Genomic DNA, 6795 nt, shown 5'->3' on the forward strand with positions numbered 1-6795 from the left:
TCGGCGGCGACCGCTTCGGCAATTTCGAGCGCAGATTGCCTGATAAAAAGGGGCGAATCTGGCGCGAGTGCGATATCGAGTATCGCGGCGGCGCGCGCGGCGCGAAGCGGCTGATATTTTCAAATGACGGGCTGATCTTCTATACTGCCGATCATTACGAAAGCTTCGAGCGCGTGCAATGAGTTTAAATTTTAAAACGCGCAGCGCCGCAAAGATCATCATCGACGGCGCAAATATCAGGCGCAAAGATCAAATTTTCGCACTATTTGCCGCAGCGCTGGATTTCAAGCCCGAATACGTCGCAAATTTAGACGCGCTCTACGACGTGCTTGGCGAGCGGGGCGGACGGATCTTAGTCGTCATAAAAAGGGGCGAAATTTTAAAGCTAAGGCTGGGCAAATTTTATGATATTTTGCTGGATGTTTTGCGCAGCGGCGAGGCGAAAATTTTAATGCTATGAGTTTTTGCGGCGCCCTCGTCATCTCAAATCTAAATTTTGCCGAGGCAAAGGTAGGTTTGTTTCGGCGCAGTTTCGAGCGTGCCGTTAAATTTGCGAATTTTAGAGCTTATTAAAAGAGGCGATTTTGGAAATTTCGCTCACAAAGCTCACGCGGTCAAATTTAAACTCAAGCCCATACCGCCAATCTTTGCGGCGCAGGTTTTTAAACTCGTAAAGCTTAACCGTCTCCGTTTCGAATTTAATCTTAAGCGCGAGATACCAGCAGTTCCAGATCCCACTCGGACAGCCCAGTAGCACGGCGTTTCGCTCATCTTGCGCCAGATCAGCCTCAAGCGCCGCACGTAAGAATAGCTCCTCAAAATCGATCAAGTTTAAGTAGGCGTAGTCTCCCGCGACGCTAGCTTGCCCGTCCTTTGCCGCAAAGCTTTGCTCGCGCTGCCTAATCAGCTCAAGCAGGGGCTCGCCGTTTATTTTGACGACGACTTCGGTAAGGCCCTCGCCGTTCATATCGTAATCGTTTAGGTAAAATTTAATACTATCCATGCGGCAATCTCGCTAAATGATCTGTTTTGCGCCGTATTTGCACCGGTCTGCTAAAATTTTGTCGCAGTTTAGCGAATTTGAAGTGAAATTCGGTTGAAGATCAAGAAATTCGCCGATAAAGCACAAAGAGAATGGATATTTCGTAAAATTTAATGATTTTGAACTCGCAGAGCTTGCTTTTGGTGAGCGCAAGCTCAAATTTGCAAAAAAGCTAAATTTGTGCAGACGAAAGAAGCAAAAATAAAAGGTTAAATATCATCGCAGATCAAAGAGATCGAAACAAGGGTTAAATTTTGCTATGGATAAAGAAGCCGAAATTTAGAAACGAGGGGTTAAATTTAATTCGCTTTTGCGGGCGCTTAAATTTAACCCCGCCGCGGCTACATCATTTCGCCACTTTTGTGCTCGTGCTCGGTGTAGGTTACCGGAATATCCTTCTTGCCTTTTCCCGGTGTATACACTCCCTCTCCGCGTTTGAAAAGAAGCTCGATACCTTCGTCGTTCGTAAGCATTATGCCGCTTGCGGAAGCCGCGCGTTTAAGATTATGCTTTTTGCCTTTTTCGTCGGTTAACACGCCCGTTGCGAACATATCGTTCGAGCTAAGGCTGATGCGCTTATCTCCGGTCTCTCCTAGTAGAAATACGATCGTGTGCGCTACAGACTCTTGCTTTTGCTGCGGAGCCGTATCGGCCTTAGGTTGGTTGCATCCGCTTAAAATCGCGATTGCCGCTAATGACGAGAATACAATTCGTCTCATTTTTTCTCCTTTAAAAAAAGTTCGCGAATTATATAGCCAAAAAGTAAATCCTAGATTTCGCGACTTTTTATTTAATCAAAGATTAACCCAAATTTAGTAAAATTCCAGCTGAAAACATCCCAAATAAGGAGAACCTTATGGCAGTAAAAATCGCAATTAACGGCTTTGGAAGGATCGGTAGGTGCGCGGCTAGAATTGCGCTAAGCAGGGACGATGTGGAGCTTGTGGCGATCAACGATACCGCTAAGCGCGAGCTTACGAGATACCTGCTTCAATACGACACCGTTCACGGCGAGTTTCGTAAAAAAGTAGAAATTCTAAGCGACGAATGCATAGCCGTAGACGGCAAAAAAATCCGCGTCTATTCCACCAGAGAGCCTGCGGAGCTTGATTTTGCGGGCGATGGTGCAGAAGCTGTGCTTGAATGTACGGGTGCGTTTTTAACGAGCGAAAAATGCAAGCCGTTCATAGATAACGGTATCGGCGTAGTCGTAATGAGCGCGCCTGCCAAGGATGATACGCCTACTTTCGTAATCGGCGTTAATGAGGGCGCTTATGCAGGACAGCGCGTCATCTCAAACGCTAGCTGCACCACTAACGGCCTGGCTCCGATTGCAAAAATTTTAGACGATGAGCTTGGTATCGAAAAGGGTCTTATGACGACGATTCATGCCTATACGCACGGACAGAGCCTAGTCGATGTAAAAGCCAAGGACTTTCGCCGTTCACGCGCCGCAGCTCTTAATATCGCTCCGACCACGACGGGTGCGGCAAAAGCGATTAGTAAGGTACTTCCGCAGCTAAGCGGTAAGATGCACGGACAATCTGTACGCGTGCCGGTGGCTAACGTTTCGATGGTTGATCTAACGGTGCTAACGCGTAAACAGACGAGTGCTGAGGAGCTAAATGAAATTTTCCGCCGTTATGCCGCTAAAGAGATGAAAGGAATTTTGCTCGTAGACGACGATAGCCGTGTCAGCAGCGATTTTTGTACCTCAGAATACTCCAGCATCGTAGCTAGCGACTGCACGCAGGTAATTGACGGCAATCTGATAAAAGTGATGAGCTGGTATGACAACGAGTGGGGATATAGCGAGCGCCTTATCGATTTAGCCCTATATGCGGCAAAAAGAAGGAAATAAGATGGGCGAAATTCTTTCGATTAAAGATTTGAAATTTAAAGACGGCGCGCGCGTTTTTATCAGGTGCGATTTTAACGTGCCGATGGATGAGTTTTGCAATATTACGGACGATCGCCGCATCCGTTCGTCTATCCCTACTATTAAATATTGCTTAGACGAGGGCTGCGCGGTAATTTTAGCCAGTCATTTAGGGCGCCCAAAAAACGGATACGAAGAAAGACTTAGCCTAAAGCCTGTGGTAAAGAGGTTATCTAGGCTTTTGGAACGCGAGATAAAATTTGTCTCCGATGTCGCGGGCGAGGAGGCAGGAGCTGCGGTAAATTCGCTTAAAAAGGGCGAAGTGCTTTTGCTAGATAATCTGCGCTTTGAAAAGGGCGAGAGCAAAAACGACGAAGCACTAGCTAAGAGGCTTGCAAGCTACGCGGAATTTTATATCAACGACGCTTTTGGCGTATGCCACCGCGCGCATGCTTCGGTAGAGGCGATTACGAAATTCTACGATGAGGCGCACAAGGCGGCGGGATTTTTGCTGCTAAAAGAGATAAAATTTGCCAAAGACCTTATTAAAGATCCTGCACGTCCTTTTGTAGCCGTAACGGGCGGCAGCAAAGTAAGCGGCAAGCTTCAGGCGCTTAAAAATTTACTTCCTAAAGTCGATAAGCTCATCATCGGAGGCGGCATGGCATTTACGTTTTTAAAAGCCGTCGGATATGACATTGGTAATTCGCTTTTAGAGGAGGATCTTATATCTGACGCACTAAATATCTTGCGCCGCGGCAAAGAGCTTGGGGTTAAAATTTATATCCCTGTCGATGCCGTCGCAGCTCCGCAATGCTCGCAAGATGCCGTTACAAAAAAAGTTACCGTCCAAGAAATTCCAAGCGATTGGATGGGGCTAGATATCGGGCCTGCGACCGTAGCGCTTTTTAAAGAAGCCCTAGACGATGCGCAAACGATCTGGTGGAACGGACCGATGGGAGTTTTTGAGATCGATAAATTCGCTCGCGGCAGCCTGCATATATCGCACGCGATCGCAGATAGCGACGCCACTACCGTAGTGGGCGGCGGCGATACCGCAGATGTTGTCGAACGCGCTGGTAACGCTGATGATATGACTTTTATTTCTACCGGAGGCGGCGCGAGCTTAGAACTCATCGAGGGCAAGGAGCTGCCGGGTGTGCGAGTGCTTACTACTAAAACGGAGCTACGATGATACTGGCGGCGAATCTTAAATGCAACCATACTCGCGCTAGCTTTGAGCGGTACGCTAAAGCTTTAGATGAAGGCTTAGCGGGCGGAATTGCGCGCGAGGATGAAATTTTGGTTTTTCCTCCCGCTAGCGCATTTTGTGCGGGGGCAAAAAATTTCATCCAAGGCGCGCAAAATTTCTATCCTGCCGCGCACGGCAGCTTTACGGGTGAGATCGGTGGCGATATGCTGGCGGAATTTGACATCAAAACCGTTCTTATTGGGCATAGCGAGCGGCGCACTATTTTGGGCGAGAGCGCGGAGCTGATAAGAGAGAAATTCGGTTTTGCCGCGGCGCAGGGCTGGCGCATCGTTTTTTGCGTCGGCGAGGATGAGGCGGCATTCGCGCAAGATCGCAGCGAGGATTTCGTAGCGGCACAGTTTGAGGGTATCGATCTGAAATATCCGAGCTTAGTACTAGCCTACGAGCCCGTCTGGGCGATCGGCACGGGCAGAAGCGCGCAGTGCGAGCAGATCGAAAGAATGCTAAATTTCTTGCGTGCTAAAAGCCCCGCGCCGCTACTTTACGGCGGCAGTGTAAATGCGGAAAATATCGCAAAAATTTGCGCGATAAGAGGTTGCGACGGGGTGTTAGTGGGCACAGCAAGCTGGGACGCCTCTGGCTTTTTGGAACTTATACGCGTTGTCTCGCATCGCTATACTTCGTTGCCTTAAAATTTTGCTCGGTCATTACCTAATAGGGTAACTCCCGTCGCAAAATTTTAAGTCGCCTAGTCTAGCTTTGCGATACTGCCGCTATCAAATTTGGGTTCAAATTTGAATTGCAATTTTTAAGTCTAATTGCGAAGGATTTTGAGATGATTTTTGGGGCTTTGCAGTTAAAATTTTGCGTAGGCTAGACATATAGTTTGCCGAGCAAAATTTTAACAAAATCGCCAAAAAGCGCTCAAAAGCCAAGCAAAATAGAAAGGAGAAATAATGATTTTAAAAGGAAAAAAGGGCCTCATCGTCGGCGTCGCTAACGCCAAATCCATCGCTTACGGCATCGCCGAAGCTTGTCACGCCCAGGGTGCGCAAATGGCGTTTACCTACCTAAACGACGCGCTAAAAAAACGCGTAGAGCCGATCGCGGAGGAGTTTGGGAGCAAATTTGTCTATGAGCTTGACGTAAACAACCCCGCTCATCTTGACGGTCTTGCGGATCGCATCAAAGCAGACCTCAGTGAGATAGATTTCGTCGTGCACGCGGTAGCCTACGCGCCAAAAGAAGCGCTAGAGGGCGAGTTTGTAAACACGAGCAAAGAAGCCTTTGATATCGCGATGGGCACGAGCGTGTATTCGCTACTAAGCCTCACGCGCGCGGTGCTGCCGGTGCTAAAAGAGGGCGGCTCTGTTCTCACGCTAACCTACCTCGGAGGGCCGAAATTCGTGCCTCACTACAATGTCATGGGCGTCGCAAAAGCAGCGCTTGAAAGCTCTGTTCGCTACCTGGCTCACGATCTAGGCGCGAAAAATATCCGCGTAAACGCTATCAGTGCGGGTCCGATCAAAACGCTTGCTGCAAGCGGAATCGGCGATTTTAGGATGATTTTACGCTACAACGAGGTAAATAGCCCGCTTAAACGCAACGTCACGACGCAAGACGTCGGCAAAAGCGCGATATACCTGCTTAGTGACCTTGCTAGCGGCGTGACCGGCGAGGTGCACTACGTCGACTGCGGCTACAACATCATGGGCATGGGTGACGTGGCTACCGACGCCGAGGGCAACACGATCCTAGCTTGGGACGCAAAATAATCTACTGATATAAATTTGGCGGGGCGACTCGCCAAGTCCTTCTTTTAAATTTCATCAAATTTGACCAAAGGACGCGCGATGAGGCTTTGGGCGAGCTTATAGATGCAAATGAGCTGAGCTGGGCGCTAATAGAAGAGTGGCTAAAAGAGGCCAAAAATAGCTATGAGATTTTACCGCGTGACGAGGGTAGGGCTCAAAGCGAGCTTTTGGGACTTCAGGTCACCACACGCTCGCCGATGGGAGCGCTTGTATACGGCTACGGCGGTATCGTGGTAGACGGCGGTTGGCTGCGCGTACTTGGCTCTGGATGTGAGCAGATGAAGCGCGGAATTTACGGTTTCAACCTTGGCAAAAGCTTTAGCGAGGCTGGGTAGATGCCTAGTTATTTGCTCGTGGCGGACGATATTTGGGGCGGATTTTTCGCGATAAACGGCGGCGCATTTGATGGCAAAGCGGGCAACGTCTTTTACTACGCACCAGATAGCAGTAAATTGGAAGATACACAGCTTAGCTACTCGCGTTTTTTACTGGGCACTTTGCGGCGATATATCTAAATTTTACGAGCTTTACCGCTGGGATGGCTGGCGCGATGACGTGAGAAAATTTAGCCTTGATAGGGTGATGTTTGTCTTGCCGCCGATACTTTGGCAAGATGCCGATGTAAAACTAAAGCTAAAAGAGATAAAAAAAGACGGCATGGACATAGACGAGTACTTTGCTTCTATTTTTAGCGGCGGCGAGTAAATTCAAATTTGGCGGGAACCAGCATAGGCTCTTACCGCGCACGTCTTGATAGTTGATTTATGCTTTAGCCCTTGCAATCTCATTCACTCGCAGGCGGCTGCTAAAATTTGCCGCGCGAGTTAATAAATTTAAACAAATATCC

At 48.6% G+C, this 6795-nt stretch carries 8 protein-coding genes and 1 pseudogene; 7 read left to right on the forward strand and 2 right to left on the reverse strand.

All coding sequences use genetic code 11. The features are described 5' to 3' along the window. Positions 1 to 182 (forward strand): ribonuclease domain-containing protein (locus Q0369_RS05005; RefSeq protein ID WP_298096823.1); only part of this gene is annotated, 182 nt, incomplete at its 5' end. Further along, positions 179 to 460 (forward strand): barstar family protein, encoded by a 282-nt coding sequence (locus Q0369_RS05010; RefSeq protein ID WP_298096826.1) that lies wholly within the window; start codon positions 179 to 181, stop codon positions 458 to 460. The genes Q0369_RS05005 and Q0369_RS05010, both read left to right, overlap by 4 nt. 99 nt (positions 461 to 559) lie before the next feature. On the opposite strand, the gene Q0369_RS05015 is transcribed toward Q0369_RS05010, so the two are convergent. Both Q0369_RS05015 and Q0369_RS05020 read right to left on the reverse strand, forming a co-directional pair. Continuing rightward, positions 560 to 1003 (reverse strand): hypothetical protein, encoded by a 444-nt coding sequence (locus tag Q0369_RS05015; protein ID WP_298096829.1) that lies wholly within the window; start codon positions 1001 to 1003, stop codon positions 560 to 562. Between the two features lie 380 nt (positions 1004 to 1383). After that, a complete protein-coding gene (locus tag Q0369_RS05020) occupies positions 1384 to 1761 on the reverse strand; it encodes a hypothetical protein (protein ID WP_297905289.1) in 378 nt (125 codons plus the stop codon). Between the two features lie 137 nt (positions 1762 to 1898). Here Q0369_RS05020 and gap point away from each other — a divergent pair, with 137 nt between their 5' ends. The 5 genes and pseudogenes from gap (at position 1899) to Q0369_RS05045 (ending at position 6653) form a co-directional block, all read left to right on the forward strand. Continuing rightward, the gene (gene gap, locus Q0369_RS05025) at positions 1899 to 2903 is read left to right on the forward strand and encodes a type I glyceraldehyde-3-phosphate dehydrogenase (protein WP_291938027.1); all 1005 of its coding nucleotides are present in this window, start codon (positions 1899 to 1901) and stop codon (positions 2901 to 2903) included. A gap of 1 nt (position 2904) precedes the next feature. Continuing rightward, positions 2905 to 4116 (forward strand): phosphoglycerate kinase, encoded by a 1212-nt coding sequence (gene pgk / locus Q0369_RS05030; protein ID WP_298096832.1) that lies wholly within the window; start codon positions 2905 to 2907, stop codon positions 4114 to 4116. After that, on the forward strand, positions 4113 to 4826 hold the full coding sequence (locus Q0369_RS05035) for a triose-phosphate isomerase (protein ID WP_298096835.1): 714 nt from the start codon (positions 4113 to 4115) through the stop codon (positions 4824 to 4826). The genes pgk and Q0369_RS05035 overlap by 4 nt, the downstream gene beginning before the upstream one ends. A gap of 264 nt (positions 4827 to 5090) precedes the next feature. Then, positions 5091 to 5909: an enoyl-ACP reductase FabI gene (gene fabI, locus Q0369_RS05040; protein ID WP_298096838.1), complete on the forward strand. Its 819-nt coding sequence runs from the start codon at positions 5091 to 5093 to the stop codon at positions 5907 to 5909. A gap of 86 nt (positions 5910 to 5995) precedes the next feature. Beyond that, positions 5996 to 6653, forward strand: a pseudogene (locus tag Q0369_RS05045) (DUF2625 family protein). Positions 6654 to 6795: the final 142 nt, after the last annotated feature.

This window comes from uncultured Campylobacter sp., from assembly GCF_938030685.1.
Lineage (GTDB): Bacteria > Campylobacterota > Campylobacteria > Campylobacterales > Campylobacteraceae > Campylobacter_B.